The following is a 16,690-nucleotide window of genomic DNA, read 5'->3' as shown; positions in this document are numbered from 1 at the left end:
ACGTTGTATGAGAGGGCCCTTCGCGGGCCCTCTTGGCTTTGGCCAGAGCTGCCGCCGCGCCGTGAAGGCCCAGGCTGCAGCCGTTTCGAATTCAACGAGTTGACGAGAGTGGATATGAGCAAGCGAGCCTTTAACTTCTGTGCCGGCCCTGCCGCGCTTCCTGATGCCGTCCTGCAGCGCGCCCAGGCCGAGATGCTGGATTGGCATGGCAAGGGCTTGTCAGTGATGGAGATGAGTCATCGCAGCGACGATTACACCGCCATCGCCGTGAAGGCCGAGCAGGATCTGCGCGAGCTGCTGTCCGTTCCCTCCAACTACCGGATTCTCTTCCTGCAAGGGGGGGCGAGCCAGCAGTTTGCCGAAATCCCGCTCAACCTGCTGCCGGAAAACGGCACGGCGGATTACATCGAAACCGGCATCTGGTCGAAAAAGGCCATCGAGGAAGCTCGCCGATTCGGTAACGTCAACGTGGCCGCCAGCGCCAAGCCCTACGATTACCTGGCGATTCCTGGCCAGAACGAATGGCAACTGACCCAAAACGCTGCCTACGTCCACTACGCTTCCAATGAAACCATCGGTGGCTTGCAATTCGACTGGGTCCCCGAGACGGGTGATGTTCCGTTGGTCGTCGACATGTCTTCGGACATCCTGTCACGCCCTATCGACGTCTCTCAATTCGGGCTGATCTATGCGGGCGCGCAGAAAAACATCGGTCCGAGCGGTCTGGTGGTGGTCATCGTGCGCGAAGACCTGCTAGGGCGGGCCCGCAGCAGTTGCCCGACCATGCTCGACTACAAGATCTCCGCCGACAACGGCTCGATGTACAACACCCCCGCCACCTATTCGTGGTACCTCTCGGGCCTTGTGTTCGAGTGGCTGAAAGAGCAGGGCGGTGTCGAGGCGATGGAGAAACGCAATCGAGCCAAGAAAGACCGCCTCTACGGGTTCATTGACGGCAGCGACTTTTACACCAACCCGATCAGCCCTAACGCCCGGTCCTGGATGAACGTGCCATTCCGTCTGGCGGACGAGCGATTGGACAAGCCGTTCCTGGCCGGTGCCGAGGCCCGCGATCTGCTCAATCTCAAGGGTCACCGCTCGGTCGGCGGCATGCGCGCGTCGATCTACAACGCCTTGGGCCTGGACGCCGTAGAGGCGCTGGTGGCCTACATGGCTGAATTCGAGAAGGAGCACGGCTGATGTCCGAGCAGGAACTCAAAGCGCTGCGGGTGCGCATCGACAGCCTGGACGAAAAGGTTCTGGAACTGATCAGCGAACGCGCTCGCTGCGCCCAGGAAGTGGCTCGGGTCAAGATGGCCGGCCTCGCCGAAGGTGAAGAGCCTGTGTTTTATCGCCCCGAACGTGAAGCGGCGGTGCTCAAGCGGGTCATGGAGCGCAATCGCGGCCCATTGAGCAATGAGGAAATGGCGCGCTTGTTCCGCGAGATCATGTCGTCATGCCTGGCGCTGGAGCAGCCGTTGAAGGTTGCGTATCTCGGTCCGGAAGGCACCTTCACCCAGGCCGCTGCGCTGAAACACTTTGGTCACGCCGTGATCAGCAAACCGATGGCGGCGATCGATGAAGTCTTCCGCGAAGTGGCAGCGGGGGCGGTCAATTTCGGTGTGGTCCCGGTGGAAAACTCCACTGAAGGTGCGGTCAACCACACGCTCGACAGCTTCCTCGAGCATGACATGGTCATCTGTGGCGAAGTCGAGCTGCGTATTCACCATCACTTGCTGGTGGGCGAAAACACCAAGACTGACAGCATCAGTCGAATTTACTCCCACGCCCAGTCGCTGGCCCAATGCCGCAAGTGGCTGGACGCGCATTACCCCAACGTGGAGCGCGTAGCGGTGTCGAGCAACGCCGAGGCCGCGAAGCGGGTCAAGGGCGAATGGAACTCTGCGGCGATCGCGGGTGACATGTCGGCCAGTCTCTACGGTCTGACCCGTATTGCCGAGAAGATCGAAGACCGCCCCGACAACTCGACTCGCTTCTTGATGATCGGCAATCAGGAAGTGCCTCCGACCGGCGATGACAAGACGTCGATCATCGTATCGATGAGCAACAAGCCGGGGGCGTTGCATGAACTGTTGGTGCCTTTCCATGAGAATGGAATCGACCTGACCCGCATCGAGACGCGTCCCTCGCGCAGTGGGAAATGGACCTACGTATTCTTCATCGATTTCGTCGGCCACCACCGTGACCCGTTGATCAAGGCCGTGTTGGAGCGTATCAGCCAGGAAGCTGTTGCCCTGAAGGTATTGGGCTCCTATCCCAAAGCGGTCCTCTGATCTCGGGTGTCGTCCGACAGGTCGGGGCATCTGGATCGAAACCTATGGGAGTGATGTGCTCGCGCTGCATCAGACCGGCCTCCCAGCGGGTGGCTGACACACTGCGATCGCGAGCGCACCCCGACACGCTCACGGCGACGAACTGAGTCAATTTTTCATGAGGTACAGCGGTAAATGAGCGGCGACTTCCTCGCGCTGGCGCAGCCCGGCGTGCAAAAACTTTCGCCTTACGTTCCCGGCAAGCCGGTGGACGAACTGGCACGTGAGCTGAATATCGATCCGGCCAGCATCATCAAATTGGCCAGCAATGAGAACCCGATGGGCGCAAGCCCCAAGGCACTGCAGGCCATCCGCGATGCACTGGCCGAGTTGACCCGCTATCCCGATGGCAACGGCTTTGATCTCAAGCAGGCGTTGGCCGAGCGATGCGGCGTGCAAGCCAATCAAGTGACGTTGGGCAACGGTTCCAACGACATTCTGGAAATCGTCGCCCGGGCCTATCTGGCTCCGGGCCTGAATGCTGTCTTCAGCGAGCACGCGTTCGCCATTTACCCGATCGTCACGCAAGCCGTTGGCGCCAACGCGCGAGTGGCCAAAGCGAAGGCATGGGGGCATGACCTGCCCGCGATGCTCGCGGCCATCGACAGCAATACCCGCGTGGTATTCATCGCCAACCCGAACAACCCGACCGGCACCTGGTTCGGCCCGCAGGCACTGGCTGATTTCCTCGCCGATGTGCCGAAAGACGTATTGGTGGTGCTGGACGAAGCCTACATTGAATACGCCGAAGGCAGCGATCTGCCGGACGGATTGGACTTCCTCGGCACTTACCCGAATTTGCTGGTGTCGCGCACCTTCTCCAAAGCCTACGGCCTGGCATCGTTGCGTGTGGGGTACGGCCTGTCGTCGCCCGCAGTGGCCGATGTGCTGAACCGCGTGCGTCAGCCATTCAACGTCAACAGCCTCGCGTTGGCGGCGGCCTGCGCTGCGCTGGGCGATGCCGAATACGTAGCTGAAAGCCGTCGCCTGAACGAGGCCGGCATGCAGCAACTGGAAGAGGGCTTGCGTACGCTGGGCTTGGGCTGGATCCCGTCGAAGGCCAACTTCATTGCGGTCGACGTCGGACGTGAAGCAGGGCCGGTTTACGATGCCTTGCTGCGTGAGGGTGTCATCGTGCGTCCGGTCGGCGGTTACGGCATGCCTCACCACCTGCGTGTCAGCATCGGCCTGCCTTCGGAGAACAACCGCTTCCTCGAAGCATTGAGCAAGGTCCTGGCGCGTGGTTGATGTCACAGCAGTGCAACCGATTGCACCTATGATCGGCCGCCTGGTGGTGGTCGGCCTCGGTCTGATCGGGGGGTCGTTCGCCAAGGGTTTGAAGCAAAGCGGTCTTTGCCGCGAAGTGGTCGGTGTCGACCTCGACCCGCAATCCCGCAGACTGGCTGTCGAACTGGGTGTCGTCGATCGTTGTGAAGAAGATATTGCTGCAGCCTGTGTCGGTGCCGATGTCATTCAGTTGGCAGTGCCGATCCTGGCCATGGAAAAATTGTTGGGCGTGCTCTCGACGCTCGACCTTGGGAATGCCGTGCTGACGGATGTGGGGAGCGCCAAGGGCAACGTCGTGCGCGCGGCGCGCGAAGCCTTCGGCGCGGTGCCCGTGCGTTTCGTACCGGGGCACCCCATCGCCGGGTCCGAGCAAAGCGGCGTCGAAGCGTCCAATGCCCAGTTGTTCCGCCGTCACAAGGTCATTCTCACGCCCCTTCTGGAAACGGATGCGGCTGCCCTGGCCGTGGTCGACCGCCTGTGGTCCGAACTGGGTGCCGATGTGGAGCACATGCAGGTCGAGCGGCATGACGAAGTGCTGGCTGCCACCAGTCACTTGCCCCACCTGCTTGCGTTCGGCCTGGTGGATTCGCTGGCCAAACGCAACGAGAACCTCGAGATCTTCCGCTACGCGGCAGGTGGTTTCCGGGATTTCACCCGCATCGCCGGCAGTGATCCGGTGATGTGGCATGACATCTTCCTCGCCAACCGCGAGGCTGTTTTACGTACTCTCGACACCTTTCGCAGCGACCTGGATGCCCTGCGTGACGCGGTGGACGCTGGGGACGGCCATCAACTGCTCGGTGTCTTTACCCGGGCCCGTGTCGCGCGGGAACATTTCGGCAAGATTCTCGCCCGCCGTGCTTATGTCGACAGAGCCGCTGCGGGGGCTGTGACATTCGTTGCCCAGCCGGGAGGATGCGTCACCGGCCGGCTGCGCGTGCCTGGCGACAAATCGATGTCTCATCGGGCGATCATGCTGGGGTCGCTGGCAAATGGCACGACGGAAGTGGAAGGCTTTCTGGAAGGTGAAGACGCTTTGGCGACCTTGCAAGCGTTTCGCGACATGGGCGTGGTCATCGAGGGTCCGCATCATGGTCGTCTGTCCGTCCATGGCGTGGGTCTTCACGGGCTCAAGCCCGCCCCAGGCCCGATCTACCTTGGCAACTCCGGTACCTCCATGCGTTTGTTGGCCGGTTTGCTGGCGGCGCAACGGTTCGACAGTGTCCTGACCGGCGACGCGTCGCTATCCAGGCGATCGATGGGGCGAGTCATCGAACCTCTGCGTGAGATGGGGGCGGTCATCGAAACCGCTGCCGACGGTCGGCCGCCATTGACGATCCGCGGCGGGCAGTCACTCAAGGGCATCGGTTATGTCCTGCCCATGGCCAGCGCCCAGGTGAAGTCCAGCCTGCTGCTGGCGGGGCTGTATGCCCAAGGAACTACAACCGTGACCGAGCCTGCGCCCACGCGCGATCACACCGAGCGTATGCTGCGCGGATTCGGTTACCCGGTCTCCGGCAACGGCGCCACGGCGTCGGTCCAGCCGGGTGGTTCTCTCAAGGCTACCCGCATCGAAGTCCCGGCCGACATTTCCTCGGCTGCCTTTTTCTTGGTCGCCGCGTCGCTCGCGGAGGGTTCGGATCTGCTGCTCGAACATGTCGGCGTCAACCCGACGCGAACGGGAGTCATCGACATCCTGCGTCTGATGGGTGCAGATATCTCGGTGCAGAACCTCCGGGAAGTGGGCGGCGAACCGGTCGCTGACTTGCGGGTTCGTCACGCCCGGCTCAAGGGCGTCGTCATTCCAGAAGCACTCGTGCCGCTGGCCATCGACGAATTTCCGGTGCTGTTTGTCGCGGCAGCCTGTGCCGAGGGGCGGACGGTGCTGCGAGGGGCACAGGCGTTGCGCGTCAAGGAGTCCGATCGCATTCAGGCCATGGCCGACGGTCTGACAAGGTTGGGCGTACCGGTTGAAGCCAGTGCCGATGGCCTCATTATTGAAGGCGCAAGCCTCAGTGGTGGTGAAGTCGACAGTCACGGCGATCATCGCATCGCCATGGCGTTCAGTATCGCGTCGCTGCGCGCGGCAGCCCCGATTCGTATTCGGGACTGCGCCAATGTGGCGACATCTTTTCCCAATTTCCTGGCGCTGTGTGGCCAGGTGGGTATTCGTGTAGCGCAAGAGGGGCAATCGTGAAAGCTCAAGCTCCGGTCATTACGATCGACGGACCAAGCGGTTCCGGAAAGGGGACGGTAGCCGGTTTGCTGGCCAAGCGTCTGGGGTGGTGCCTGCTGGATTCGGGCGCGCTGTACCGACTGCTTGCCTTCGCGGCGGGCAACCATGGTGTCGACCTGACCAACGAAGAATCGCTGAAGCTGCTGGCTGCGCATCTGGATGTGCAGTTCGAGGCGGCGACCGGTGACCACGGTCAGCGCATCATTCTCGAAGGCGAAGAGGTGACGATGGCCATCCGCAATGAGCGGGTCGGCAGCGGCGCGTCGCAGGTCGCATCCCTGCCCGCCGTCCGTGAAGCCCTGCTGCAGCGGCAGCGGGCCTTTCAGGAGTTTCCGGGGTTGATCGCCGATGGGCGGGACATGGGCACCGTCGTGTTCCCGGCCGCGCCATTGAAGATTTTCCTGACCGCCAGCGCCGAGGAACGGGCCCGTCGCAGATATTTGCAGTTGAAGGCCAAAGGTGACGATGTTAGTCTGTCGAGTCTGCTAGATGAGATACGTGTCCGCGACGAGCGCGACACCCAGCGAGCGGTTGCCCCGCTCAAGCCGGCGCCTGACGCCATTCAGCTGGATTCCACCGAATTGTCCATCGAACAGGTGTTGGAACGCATCATGAGTGAAGTCGCGCTTCGCGACCTCGCCGGGTGATTTGAAAGCCATGTGGGAAGACCAGTCGAAGTCCCGCAGGCTTTCTTTCATATGAACGAAACCCACGTTGTCTGGAGCGTGGCAGATAGGCGGATACTTCGCCTTTATCAACAGGAATTAAAATGAGCGAAAGCTTTGCAGAACTCTTTGAAGAAAGCCTGAAAACCCTCAATCTTCAGCCGGGCGCTATCATCACCGGTATCGTTGTCGACATCGACGGCGACTGGGTTACCGTACACGCTGGCCTGAAGTCCGAGGGCGTCATCCCGCTCGAGCAGTTCTACAACGACGCTGGCGAGCTGACCATCAAGGTCGGTGACGAAGTTCACGTTGCGCTGGACGCGGTCGAAGACGGCTTTGGCGAAACCAAACTGTCCCGCGAAAAAGCCAAGCGCGCCGAGTGCTGGATCGTTCTGGAAGCCGCTTTCGCAGCCGAAGAAGTGGTCAAGGGCGTTATCAACGGTAAGGTTAAGGGCGGCTTCACTGTCGACGTTAACGGCATCCGTGCGTTCCTGCCAGGTTCTCTGGTTGACGTCCGTCCAGTGCGCGACACCACGCACCTGGAAGGCAAAGAGCTGGAATTCAAGGTCATCAAGCTGGACCAGAAGCGCAACAACGTTGTCGTTTCCCGTCGCAGTGTCCTGGAAGCCGAGAACAGCGCCGAGCGCGAAGCGCTGCTGGAATCGCTGCAGGAAGGCCAGCAAGTCAAGGGTATCGTCAAGAACCTCACCGACTACGGTGCATTCGTGGATCTGGGCGGCGTCGATGGCCTGCTGCACATCACCGACATGGCTTGGAAACGCATCAAGCATCCATCGGAAATCGTCAACGTTGGCGATGAGATCGATGTAAAAGTCCTGAAATACGATCGCGAGCGCAACCGTGTTTCCCTGGGCCTGAAGCAACTGGGTGAAGACCCATGGGTCGCTATCAAGGCACGTTACCCAGAAGGTACCCGCGTGACTGCGCGTGTCACCAACCTGACCGACTACGGCTGCTTCGCTGAGCTGGAAGAAGGCGTCGAAGGTCTGGTTCACGTTTCCGAAATGGACTGGACCAACAAGAACATCCACCCATCTAAAGTCGTTCAGGTTGGCGATGAAGTGGAAGTCATGGTTCTGGACATCGACGAAGAGCGTCGTCGTATCTCCCTGGGCATCAAACAGTGCAAGTCGAACCCATGGGAAGACTTCTCTGGCCAGTTCAACAAGGGCGACAAGATCTCCGGTACCATCAAGTCGATCACCGATTTCGGTATCTTCATCGGTCTGGACGGCGGCATCGACGGTCTGGTTCACCTGTCGGACATCTCCTGGAACGAAGTCGGCGAAGAAGCCGTACGTCGCTTCAAGAAGGGCGACGAGCTGGATACCGTCATCCTCTCCGTTGACCCAGAGCGTGAGCGCATCTCCCTGGGCATCAAGCAACTGGAAAGCGATCCGTTCTCCGAGTACGTCACTGTCAATGACAAGGGCGCAGTCGTTCGCGGTACCGTGAAGGAAGTTGATGCCAAAGGCGCGATCATCACCCTGGCCGACGACATCGAAGCGACTCTGAAAGCTTCCGAAATCAGCCGTGACCGCGTTGAAGACGCGCGTAACGTGTTGAAAGAAGGCGAAGAGATCGAAGCGAAGATCATCAGCGTTGACCGTAAGAGCCGCGTGATCAGCTTGTCCATCAAGTCGAAAGACGTTGAAGACGAGAAAGAAGCGATTCAGAGCCTGCGTAGCAAGCCTGACACCGCTGAGAACACCGGTCCTACCACGCTGGGTGACCTGTTGCGTGCACAGATGGAAAAGCAGAACTGAGTTCTGATTGACCATTGAAAAAGGGCGACTTCGGTCGCCCTTTTTTGTGCGCGCTCGGTTTGTCAGAAGGAAGCTGGGCGTCGTATCCGGCCGGTGCAGTTGCCTGTAAGCCCCGGCTGGCTTGGGCTGCAAAAAATAATGGCCTCTTGCCTGGACTTCCCGTTTAGATATGTGCATATACGGGCTGTTCAAATACCTTCCGGCGTGCTAAAACCTTCAAAGCGCTTAACCTAGCTGCTTGAAAAAGAAGGGAAAAATATGACGAAGTCGGAGTTGATCGAACGAATTGTCACCCATCAAGGACTGCTCTCATCCAAGGATGTGGAGTTGGCCATCAAGACCATGCTTGAACAGATGTCGCAATGCCTGGCCACAGGCGACCGTATTGAAATTCGGGGCTTTGGCAGCTTTTCTCTGCACTATCGCGCTCCACGTGTCGGGCGCAACCCCAAAACCGGGCAATCCGTCAGTCTCGATGGTAAATTCGTGCCTCACTTCAAACCGGGTAAAGAGCTTCGTGACCGAGTGAACGAAGAGGAGGAGCACGGGCTCCAATAGCCGTCCGAGGAGAACCCGATGCGTAATCTGAAACGTCTGCTGTTTTTTGTCGTCGTCGTGCTGATTGCTTCGGCGACGGTAGTCTTCATGCTGGAAAATCAGCAGCCCGCTACCTTGGTGCTGTTTGGCTGGTCGGCCCCCGAGCTCCCCGTGGCCGTGCCGGTGATTCTGGCTTTACTGGTGGGTTTGGCCATCGGTCCTGTGTTGGCTCTGTTTACACGCTCGCGCAAAAAAACAAAACCATCGCGCGTAGTGTGATCAACGCCTTTTCCAGCTGGCCGCTGGAAGAAAAATGTCCCCGAGTGTTTCCGAAAGATCTCGAAAAACTTAACGGCTGAACGCACTGTTCACTCCGGTTAAGCTGCGCCGCTTTCAGCAAGTGGTCGAGAGGGAACCTCATGAAATATCCAGAAGTCATCCATCATGGCGCCGGGGATGGCGTCACTGGATCCTGTCACGAACTGCGCGTTTGCGCCGACCATCGTCTGCTGATCGACTGTGGCGTGTTTCAAGGCGAGGAAGCGGCGTTGATAGGGCGCTTGTGTGGATCCGCCAGCGCAATCGATTTCGATGTATCGCTTCTCAAGCTGCTGATCATCACCCATGTCCATGCCGATCATATCGGTCGTATCCCCGAATTGCTGGCATCCGGATTCAAGGGGCCGATCCTGTGCAGTGAGCCCTCTGCCAAATTGCTGCCGGTCATGCTCGAGGATTCGCTGAGACTCAATCCCCGTTACGACAGTCAGTCCATTGAGCGCTGCCTCAAGCAAGTCGAGCGACGGATCATCGCACTGCCGTTCGACACCTGGTTCGACGTCATCAAGGCGCCCGAGGCCCATTGTCGAGTCCGCCTGCAACGCGCCGGTCATGTGCTGGGCTCGGCCTATGTCGAGTGCGATTTGATTTACACACACACCGAGGCCCCTTATCGCGTCGTCTTTTCGGGGGATCTGGGGTCTTCCCACATGCCCATCCTGCCCGAGCCGCGGTCGCCCGAGAGAGCCGATCTTCTGGTATTGGAAAGCACCTATGGGGATCGATTGCACGAGGATCGGGCCACGCGACAGGCACGTCTCGAAGCCGTCATTGACAGGGCTTTGCTCGATCACGGCACGGTGCTGATTCCCGCCTTCAGCATTGGCCGAACCCAGGAGTTGCTGTACGAGATCGAAGATATCCTCCATCAAAGAGCCTTGTCCTGCCGCGTCGAAGACGGCTGCGACGCGTCACTTCCGGTCAACTGGCCTCAGCTCCCGGTCATTCTGGACTCACCGTTGGCCGAGCAGATGACCCGCATCTACCAGGCTTTCGACGAGTTGTGGGATGAGGAGGGTGCGGCGCGCGTGAAGGAGGGGCGCAAACCGCTGGGCTTCAGACAATTGATCACAGTGGACACCCATGCCAAGCACCTTCAGGTCGTGAATTATCTCGCGAGCACCGGGCGACCCGCCATCGTCATCGCCGGTCACGGTATGTGCGCGGGCGGCCGCGTGGTCAATTACCTCAAAGCGATGCTGGGGGACCCTCGACACAATGTGGTGTTCGTCGGCTACCAGGCGAAGGGGACGCCAGGCGCCGCCATTCAGAAATATGGCGCTGTTGGCGGTTACGTAGAGCTCGACAAGGAGCGCTATCCCATCAAGGCGGGCATCGAGACCCTTGGCGGCTATTCGGCACACGCCGATCAGCACGAGTTGGTGAAGTTCGTCACAGGCATGGCGCAGTGGCCAGCGCGCATTCGGCTGGTTCATGGGGAGAGCGAAGCGAGGAAAAAGCTGGGGCAGGTACTGGAGAGGCAATACCGCGCACAATCGAAAACAGTGCACATCGAATAAACAGAGGCGCTCCGTTGTTCGGCCCATCGCACGCGCTAAGCCGGGAGCGCTCTGGCTCGCAGTATCCCTGCGTGAGGCCGCCGTCTTTTTGGTATCATCCCGCAATTCCCAAGGCCTTCGTTGACCGGGTGAACAGGGATCCGGAAGACGAAGAATTTTTATGGGCGCGCGGTTAACTAATCTTCGTTTTCACTGCCTAAACCCTCGCCTCAGCTTTACGCGAGGGTGCGCGCAGCCTGATGGCAGGTTGCTTCATTCTGAGCAAGGAAATCCCTGGATTTCTTTCGTCGCATAGGTTTCTACACATGAATTCCGTCTATCCCGCTATTCAGACACGCTGCTTCAAGGCTTATGACATCCGTGGTCAGGTTCCTGTCGATCTGGATGCCGACATCGCCTACCGCATTGGGCGGGCGATGGTGGTCGAGCTGAGCGCAACCAATATCGTGGTCGGCAGAGACATGCGTCTCGAAAGCCCGTCCTTGGCTCAAGCGCTGATTCAAGGTATTCAGGATGCCGGTGCGGATGTCATCGACATCGGCCTGTGCGGCACCGAAGAAGTCTATTTCGCGACCAGCCACTATGGGGCCTCCGGGGGGGTGATGGTGACAGCCAGCCACAACCCCAAGGGTTACAATGGCATGAAGCTGGTCCAGCGCGAGTCGCGGCCGATCAGCGGTGACACGGGGCTCGACGCGATTCGTCAGCGCGTGGATGCAGGTGATTTCGGCAGCCCCGCCGCGCAACCGGGCAGTGTCAAACAGGCACCCGACAAGTCTGCCTACATCGAGCATCTGCTGGGCTACGTAAAAGGGGCCGACCTTCGCCCACTGAAAATTCTCGCCGATCCTGGCAACGGCGCTGTCGGCCCTGCACTGGAAGCGATCAAATCCCGTTTGCCGTTCGAGTGGGTCATCATCAACGGCGAGCCAGATGGCAATTTCCCTAATGGCGTCCCAAATCCGCTGCTCCCCGAAAACCGCACCATCACGCGTGACGCGCTGATCAAGCATGGTTGCGATCTGGGGCTGGCGTGGGACGGCGACTTTGACCGTTGCTTCTTTTTCGACGAAAAAGGGCGTTTCGTCGAAGGCTATTACTTGGTCGGGCTTCTGGCAGAGATGCTGCTCAAGCAGCACCCAGGCTCCAAGATCATTCATGACCCACGGCTGACCTGGAATACCATCGACCAAGTGCGTCTGGCGGGCGGTACCCCCGTACTGTGCAAGACGGGCCATGCCTTCATCAAAGAACGCATGCGCAAAGAAGACGCGGTGTACGGTGGAGAGATGAGCGCCCACCATTATTTCCGCGATTTCGCCTACTGCGACAGCGGCATGATTCCATGGCTGCTCGTGACTGCCCTGATGTCTGTCTCCGGCAAGTCATTCTCCCAATTGGTTGATGAGCGCATGGCCGCCTATCCATGCAGTGGTGAAATCAACTACAAAGTGAATGACGTCAAAGCTGTCTTGAACAGGGTGCTGGAGCACTACTCCCCATCCTGCTCTAACATCGATAAAACCGATGGCATCAGCCTTGAGTTCGATCAATGGCGTTTCAACTTGCGCGGTTCGAACACCGAGCCGTTGTTGCGTTTGAATGTCGAGAGTCGGCGTGATCCTGAACTGGTGGCGTCGAAAGTCAGGGAAATCGAAGCATTGCTCAACAACCAGTAATCGCTTCTGACGGCACGGCCCTGAGTGCTTCACTCAGGGCCGTGTGCTTTTTGTTGAATGGATGGACTATGACCAGAAAGATCCTGGTGACAGGAAGTGCCGGGTGGGTCGGTCGCGCGCTCGTCGAGGCGCTGGCGGATCTGCCCCACACTCGTGTCGTTGCGGTCTCCAGAAACCGCGGCACGCCTCCTACGGTCCATGTGGATCAAGGCTTCGTGGGGGACATCGGTGCCCATACGCCGTGGCAACCCCTGCTTCAGAACATCGACTGCGTCGTTCATGCGGCCGCTCGGGTGCATGTCATGCAGGAAACGGCAGAAAACCCGCTCGCCTTGTTCCGAGAGGTCAATACTGCCGGGACGCTCAATCTCGCCAGGCAGGCCGCGGAAGCTGGCGTTCGGCGGTTTGTCTTCCTCAGTTCGATCAAGGTCAACGGGGAGTCAACGGAAAAGGGCCGTGCGTTCACACCGGATGCCGAACCCAATCCCACCGATCCGTACGCCCTTTCAAAACATGAGGCGGAGCAGGGGTTGCTGGCGGTCGCGAGGCAAAGTGGCATGGAGGTCGTCATCATTCGTCCCGTGTTGGTTTACGGGCCGGGGGTGAAGGCTAACTTTGCCCAATTGATGCGGTGGGTGCATCGAGGCGTCCCCCTGCCGTTAGGCGCCATCGCCAACGCCCGCAGCCTGGTGTCGCTGGATAATCTCGTCGACTTCATTCGCGTCTGCATCGACCATCCGGCAGCGGCCAATGAAGTCTTTCTGGTCAGCGACGGCCGGGATTTGTCCACCACCGACCTGATCAAAGGGTTGAGGGCCCACATGCCCTCGTCTGGATGGCTGATACCCGTTCCGTCGGTGGTACTTCGAGTAGGAGCCGCACTGTTGAACCGGCGGGCGGCGGCTCAGCGTGTACTGGGGTCCCTCCAGGTGGATATTTCAAAAAACCAGGCTTTATTGCGCTGGGTGCCCCCTGTAACGGTCGAAGCTGGCCTCAAAAAAACCGTCGACCATTTTTTAGCTACGGATCGAAAATGAATCACTGGTGGCTGGCTGCGCCTCTATTAATCGGTTTTACATTCGTTCTGACCTACGGTCTGCGCCGATACGCATTGCATAAAAGTCTGCTCGATATTCCAAACGGCAGAAGTTCGCATACGGTCCCAACACCCCGCGGGGGCGGGGTGGCGATCGTCGTTGGTTACTTGGTCGTTCTGGCCGTGGCATTCGGGGTGGACGCGTTGCCGTTCTCCACGTTCTTGGGGCTGTTTGGCGCGGGCTCGTTTATCGCAGGCTTGGGTTTTCTCGACGATCATGGTCACATCGCCGCACGTTGGCGCTTGTTAGGGCATTTTGTTGCGGCTGGGTGGGGACTGTACTGGCTGGGTGGTTTTCCAGCGGTCTCCGTATGGGGAATGACGATGGATCTGGGCATGGTGGGCAATGTGCTCGCCGTGTTTTATCTGGTGTGGCTGCTCAATCTCTACAACTTCATGGATGGCATCGACGGCATTGCCAGCGTCGAGGCGATCACCGTTTGCCTCGGGGCCTCGGTGCTGTACGCAGTTGAAGGCGCGTTCGGGCCTATTTGGCTACTGGTCCTACTGGCCGCTGCGGTGGCGGGGTTTCTGTTATGGAATTTCCCTCCCGCGAAAATCTTCATGGGTGATGCAGGCAGTGGCTTTCTAGGCATCGTTCTGGGGTTGCTGTCGCTTCAGGCTGCGTGGATTTCCTCGCAGTTGTTGTGGGCTTGGCTTATTCTTCTAGGCGTTTTCATCGTTGACGCTACCGTTACCCTCATTCGTCGGCTCGTTCGAGGCGACAAGGTCTATGAGGCTCACAGGAGTCACGCCTACCAATATGCCTCTCGAAGGTTCGGTCGGCATCTCCCTGTGACGTCTGCAGTCGGTGTAATCAATCTGTGCTGGCTTCTGCCAGTAGCGCTCTGCGTCATCCGTTTCGGGTTGGATGGCGCGATCGGCGTGGTCATTGCATATGTGCCGTTGGTCCTTCTTGCCATCAGGTTCAACGCAGGTCAGTTGGAACGGGTCCAGGCCTGACTATCGGGTTTGGGCAAGTGATCGGCTTTTCGCGGCGTTCGGGAATGAACCGGCGGGCTGCTGGTCGATAGAAGGGAGTTTTGAACGCGTGTTCGAGGGAAACATGGACAGATTGCGGGCATTGCTGCTGGGGCTGCCGCGCCGCAGAAAGCGGGTCATACAAGTCGCCACAGACATTTGCCTGGTGTGGCTCGCGCTGTGGATGGCGTTCGTTGTCCGGCTGGGGATCGATGACCTCATCAACCCGTTGGAAGTGCATACGTGGCTGTTCATCAGCGCGCCTATCGTTGCGATCCCTTTGTTCATCCGTATTGGCATGTACCGCGCGGTCATGCGTTATTTCGGCAACGACGCACTGATTGCCATCATCAAGGCGGTCAGCCTCTCCGCGCTGATTCTGGGCGTTGTCGTTTACCTTTACAGCAATCACCAGCATGTCGTGCCCCGCTCGGTCATGTTCAATTACTGGTGGCTCAGCCTGGTCATGATCGGTGGCCTGCGCCTGGCGATGCGTCAATACTTTCTCGGTGACTGGTTTTCCGCGGCACAGCACATGCCATTTGCCGCCCGCGATGACGGCCTGCCGAAAGTCGCGATCTACGGCGCTGGGGCGGCGGGCAATCAATTGGTCGCGGCACTGAGAATGGGCCGCGCAATGCGGCCGGTGGCGTTCATCGATGACGACGACTCGATTTCCAACCGGGTGATCTCCGGCTTGCAGGTCTACAAACCCAAGCACATCCAGCAGATGATCGATGTCACGGGGGCTCAGGAGATCCTCCTGGCGATACCCTCGTCTGCCCGAGCGCGGCGCCGCGAAATTCTCGGATTCCTGGAGGGGTTCCCCCTGCACGTGCGCAGCGTGCCGAACTTTTCGGATCTGGCCGCCGGGCGGGTGAAAGTCGACGACCTTCAGGAAGTCGATATCGCCGACCTCCTCGGGCGGGACCCTGTGCCGGCGCAAGACGAATTGCTCGAGCGGTGCATCAAGAACCAATGCGTATTGGTGACCGGTGCGGGTGGGTCAATCGGTTCCGAGCTGTGCCGGCAAATCGTCTTGCTCAAGCCCACCACGCTGCTGTTGCTGGACCACAGCGAATTCAACCTCTACACCATTCTCACCGAGCTCGAGCGGCGAGTCGCCCGTGAGTCGCTGAAAGTGAAAGTACTGCCCATTCTGGGGTCGGTGCGTGATCACGGAAAGTTGCTCGACGTGATGAAGACATGGCGGGTCGATACGGTTTACCACGCAGCAGCCTACAAGCATGTGCCGATGGTTGAGCACAATATCGAGGAAGGTGTCATCAACAACGTGATGGGCACCCTCCATGCCGCTCAGGCGGCGCTGCAGGCGGGTGTGGCCAACTTTGTGCTGATTTCAACGGACAAGGCCGTGCGCCCGACCAATGTCATGGGCAGCACCAAACGCCTTGCGGAGCTGATCCTGCAGGCGCTGAGTCGCGAAACCGCACCTGTGATGTTCGGCGATCGCGCCAACGTGCATCAGGTCAACAAAACCCGCTTCATCATGGTGCGTTTCGGGAACGTCCTGGGGTCGTCCGGTTCAGTGATTCCGCTGTTTCACCAGCAGATCAAGTCCGGTGGACCGCTGACCGTCACGCACCCGAAGATCACCCGTTACTTCATGACCATTCCTGAAGCCGCTCAACTGGTCATCCAGGCCGGTTCCATGGGGCAGGGGGGGGACGTCTTCGTGCTGGATATGGGTGAGCCCGTCCGCATCATCGAATTGGCGGAGAAGATGGTGCATCTGTCCGGCCTGAGCATTCGCTCGGAAAAGAACCCTCACGGCGATATTTCCATCGAGTTCACCGGATTGCGCCCGGGCGAAAAGCTCTACGAGGAACTGTTGATCGGCGATAACGTCTCCGAAACACGCCACCCGATGATCATGAGCGCGCAGGAAGACTGCCTGAGCTGGGATGCGTTCAAACACAGCCTGTCCCTTCTGCTCAAAGCACTGGCTGAGGACGACTACGACAAGGTGCGCCAGATTCTCGGTGACACTGTCAGCGGCTATGCCCCCGATGGCGATATCGTGGATTGGATACATCAGCAGCGCCGTCAGGAACCTTGATTGTCCAGGCTGCAACGTCCGCTTACGGAGTTTCGACAGTCGATTCCGCGGGCGTAAGCCCCTCGATTGGGCGCGATCCGGATCGGTACACATGCTGTCACCGAAGCCTTGATTGACGCGGCATCTCCATCGTCTAGGTTTGGGAAG

Annotated in this window: 13 protein-coding genes; all 13 read left to right on the top strand. The window is 59.3% G+C overall.

Annotation, left to right across the window (positions count from 1 at the left end):
* Positions 1–114: 114 nt before the first annotated feature.
* Complete coding sequence (gene serC / locus N5D61_RS18010) at positions 115–1,200, top strand: 3-phosphoserine/phosphohydroxythreonine transaminase (RefSeq protein WP_108237241.1); 1,086 nt, start codon at positions 115–117, stop codon at positions 1,198–1,200.
* On the top strand, positions 1,200–2,294 hold the full coding sequence (gene pheA, locus N5D61_RS18005; protein ID WP_108237240.1) for a prephenate dehydratase: 1,095 nt from the start codon (positions 1,200–1,202) through the stop codon (positions 2,292–2,294). The genes serC and pheA overlap by 1 nt, the downstream gene beginning before the upstream one ends.
* A gap of 174 nt (positions 2,295–2,468) precedes the next feature.
* Positions 2,469–3,581, top strand: a complete 1,113-nt coding sequence (hisC, locus tag N5D61_RS18000; RefSeq protein WP_279893729.1) for a histidinol-phosphate transaminase — start codon at positions 2,469–2,471, stop codon at positions 3,579–3,581.
* Positions 3,582–3,609: 28 nt separating this feature from the next.
* Positions 3,610–5,817, top strand: a complete 2,208-nt coding sequence (locus N5D61_RS17995; protein ID WP_279893728.1) for a bifunctional prephenate dehydrogenase/3-phosphoshikimate 1-carboxyvinyltransferase — start codon at positions 3,610–3,612, stop codon at positions 5,815–5,817.
* Positions 5,814–6,503 carry a (d)CMP kinase gene (gene cmk / locus N5D61_RS17990; protein ID WP_279893727.1) on the top strand — a complete coding sequence of 230 codons (690 nt, stop codon included), beginning with the start codon at positions 5,814–5,816 and terminating at the stop codon, positions 6,501–6,503. The genes N5D61_RS17995 and cmk overlap by 4 nt, the downstream gene beginning before the upstream one ends.
* Positions 6,504–6,625: 122 nt before the next feature.
* Positions 6,626–8,311 (top strand): 30S ribosomal protein S1, encoded by a 1,686-nt coding sequence (gene rpsA / locus N5D61_RS17985; protein ID WP_108237236.1) that lies wholly within the window; start codon positions 6,626–6,628, stop codon positions 8,309–8,311.
* 258 nt (positions 8,312–8,569) lie between these two features.
* A complete protein-coding gene (ihfB, locus tag N5D61_RS17980; protein WP_108237235.1) occupies positions 8,570–8,869 on the top strand; it encodes an integration host factor subunit beta in 300 nt (99 codons plus the stop codon).
* Between the two features lie 18 nt (positions 8,870–8,887).
* Positions 8,888–9,127: a lipopolysaccharide assembly protein LapA domain-containing protein gene (locus N5D61_RS17975; RefSeq protein ID WP_108237234.1), complete on the top strand. Its 240-nt coding sequence runs from the start codon at positions 8,888–8,890 to the stop codon at positions 9,125–9,127.
* A gap of 140 nt (positions 9,128–9,267) precedes the next feature.
* Positions 9,268–10,707 (top strand): MBL fold metallo-hydrolase, encoded by a 1,440-nt coding sequence (locus tag N5D61_RS17970; protein WP_279893726.1) that lies wholly within the window; start codon positions 9,268–9,270, stop codon positions 10,705–10,707.
* Between the two features lie 305 nt (positions 10,708–11,012).
* A complete protein-coding gene (locus N5D61_RS17965) occupies positions 11,013–12,386 on the top strand; it encodes a phosphomannomutase (protein WP_279893725.1) in 1,374 nt (457 codons plus the stop codon).
* Positions 12,387–12,454: 68 nt separating this feature from the next.
* Positions 12,455–13,423, top strand: a complete 969-nt coding sequence (locus tag N5D61_RS17960; protein ID WP_279893770.1) for an SDR family oxidoreductase — start codon at positions 12,455–12,457, stop codon at positions 13,421–13,423.
* Positions 13,420–14,445 carry a glycosyltransferase family 4 protein gene (locus N5D61_RS17955; RefSeq protein ID WP_279893724.1) on the top strand — a complete coding sequence of 342 codons (1,026 nt, stop codon included), beginning with the start codon at positions 13,420–13,422 and terminating at the stop codon, positions 14,443–14,445. Before N5D61_RS17960 ends, N5D61_RS17955 begins: the two co-directional genes overlap by 4 nt.
* Before the next feature lie 103 nt (positions 14,446–14,548).
* On the top strand, positions 14,549–16,543 hold the full coding sequence (locus tag N5D61_RS17950; protein ID WP_279893723.1) for a nucleoside-diphosphate sugar epimerase/dehydratase: 1,995 nt from the start codon (positions 14,549–14,551) through the stop codon (positions 16,541–16,543).
* Positions 16,544–16,690 lie beyond the last annotated feature (147 nt).

Origin of the sequence: Pseudomonas sp. GD03842, assembly GCF_029841165.1 — a bacterium.
Taxonomy (GTDB): Bacteria; Pseudomonadota; Gammaproteobacteria; order Pseudomonadales; family Pseudomonadaceae; genus Aquipseudomonas.
The sequence above is the reverse complement of the archived record's forward strand: the minus strand, read 5'-3'. Positions and strand labels throughout refer to the sequence as shown.

Bases quoted from the DNA above. Each gene is read 5' to 3' on its own strand.
- serC (WP_108237241.1), top strand. From the start codon at position 115: ATGAGCAAGCGAGCCTTTAACTTCTGTGCCGGCCCTGCCGCGCTTCCT.
- pheA (WP_108237240.1), top strand. From the start codon at position 1,200: ATGTCCGAGCAGGAACTCAAAGCGCTGCGGGTGCGCATCGACAGCCTG.
- hisC (WP_279893729.1), top strand. From the start codon at position 2,469: ATGAGCGGCGACTTCCTCGCGCTGGCGCAGCCCGGCGTGCAAAAACTT.
- N5D61_RS17995 (WP_279893728.1), top strand. From the start codon at position 3,610: ATGATCGGCCGCCTGGTGGTGGTCGGCCTCGGTCTGATCGGGGGGTCG.
- rpsA (WP_108237236.1), top strand. From the start codon at position 6,626: ATGAGCGAAAGCTTTGCAGAACTCTTTGAAGAAAGCCTGAAAACCCTC.
- ihfB (WP_108237235.1), top strand. From the start codon at position 8,570: ATGACGAAGTCGGAGTTGATCGAACGAATTGTCACCCATCAAGGACTG.
- N5D61_RS17975 (WP_108237234.1), top strand. From the start codon at position 8,888: ATGCGTAATCTGAAACGTCTGCTGTTTTTTGTCGTCGTCGTGCTGATT.
- N5D61_RS17970 (WP_279893726.1), top strand. From the start codon at position 9,268: ATGAAATATCCAGAAGTCATCCATCATGGCGCCGGGGATGGCGTCACT.
- N5D61_RS17965 (WP_279893725.1), top strand. From the start codon at position 11,013: ATGAATTCCGTCTATCCCGCTATTCAGACACGCTGCTTCAAGGCTTAT.
- N5D61_RS17960 (WP_279893770.1), top strand. From the start codon at position 12,455: ATGACCAGAAAGATCCTGGTGACAGGAAGTGCCGGGTGGGTCGGTCGC.
- N5D61_RS17955 (WP_279893724.1), top strand. From the start codon at position 13,420: ATGAATCACTGGTGGCTGGCTGCGCCTCTATTAATCGGTTTTACATTC.
- N5D61_RS17950 (WP_279893723.1), top strand. From the start codon at position 14,549: ATGGACAGATTGCGGGCATTGCTGCTGGGGCTGCCGCGCCGCAGAAAG.